The sequence below is a fragment of the Massilia sp. CT11-108 genome (assembly GCF_047302915.1).
GTDB lineage: Bacteria > Pseudomonadota > Gammaproteobacteria > Burkholderiales > Burkholderiaceae_D > Telluria > Telluria orientalis.
The window spans coordinates 1-1,375 of sequence record NZ_JBKYMO010000896.1; the positions used below are offsets into that span (position 1 = coordinate 1).

2 protein-coding genes are annotated in these 1,375 nt (G+C 67.9%); both read right to left on the reverse strand.

Annotated elements, in window-relative coordinates; genetic code table 11:
• A partial coding sequence (locus ACEN88_RS31770; RefSeq protein ID WP_413346156.1) for a GntR family transcriptional regulator occupies positions 1 to 781 on the reverse strand: 781 nt, incomplete at its 3' end.
• 79 nt (positions 782 to 860) lie between these two features.
• The coding region (locus ACEN88_RS31775; RefSeq protein WP_413346158.1) for a zinc-binding dehydrogenase at positions 861 to 1,375 on the reverse strand (515 nt) is incomplete at its 5' end.

Here is a 1,375-nt window from a genome sequence, read left to right on the forward strand (position 1 = left end):
GGTGCTCGTGCACCGCGTACTCGTTGCGCACCATTTCCTGCGTCTTGTCCCACTGGTAGTGGTAGTGGAACACGAGCGACACGAGGTCGAAGAAGCCCTGCGCGAAGCGGTTGTCCAGTTGCCCCATCAGGAAGGCGTGGAAATCGCGGTCGAGCGCGGGAAAATCCTTGTGGTGCGTCGGCATGACGGAGCCCAGCTGCTCGTGCCGCGCGATCAGTTGCAGCAGCTCCGCGAAGGCCGGCGAATCCGGCGGCAGCGCGGCGAAGCGGTCGATCGCGGCGAACTCGAACATCTGGCGCACGTCCGCCAGCTCCATCGCGAACGAGCGGTCGAACGCGCACAGGCGCCAGCCGCCACGCGGCTTTTTCTCGATCAGGCCCGAGTGCGAGAAGCCGATCAGGAATTCGCGCACGCTGATCGTGCTCGTGCCGGCCGCGCGCGCCAGTTCCGTCTCCGAGAACTCGGCGCCGGGCGGCAGGTCGCTGTGATAGATGCGCTCCATCAGCACTTCGCGGATGCGGTCCGCGCCCGTGCGCAGCTCGTCCAGGTCGAAGTAGTCCGTGCGGACGGGCTTGCGCAGCAGCCGGCGTTCCTTCAGGTCGCTGATCAGGCCGCACTCGTGGAAGTGCGCCAGCGCGCTGCGGATCGCCGTGCGGCTGCCCTCGCCCAGTTCGGCCATGTGCTGCTCGGTCGGCAGCGCTTCGCCGACCCCCACGTGGTCGGCAATGTATTGCAGCAGCAGGTTCGCGCTGCGCTTGAAGATGGTTGGAGGTCGGGCCATGAAGTCCGGAGTCGAGAAGGCCGGGTGGACAATCCCCCATTCTACCGGAACTCGCTGCCGCGCTGGGAAGCGGCATCGTTCAAACCTCGACGATGGCCTTGATCACGCCGCTGGCCGGGTCCATCCAGCGCGGCAGCGTGTCGATGAACTCGTCCAGCGTGGCGCGGTGCGTGTTCATCGCCCGCGTCGGCACCAGGCCCGCCTTCATCGCCGCGAGCACCTCGCGGAAATCGTCCACGGTCGCGTTGCGGCTGCCGAGCAGGGTCGTCTCGCGCTTGTGGAATTCGGGATCGGCGAACGAGATCCGATCCAGCACGATCGACACGAGCACGTACGTGCCGCCGTGCGCGACGAACTCCAGGCCCCGCTCCATCGCCTTGATGTTGCCGGTGGCGTCGAACACGGCGTCGAAGAAGTCGCCGCCCGTGATCGCGCGGAGTGCCTCGACGTCGCCCTCGCCCGCCGTCACCGTGTGCGCGACCTTCAGCACGTCGCGGCAGAAGCCGAGGCGGTCGTCGCGCTGTTTGCGGCGCTGAACGGCGCGCAGGTCACGGTGCTGGACGCGCGCGACGGCCACGCCGATCGGCCCCGCCC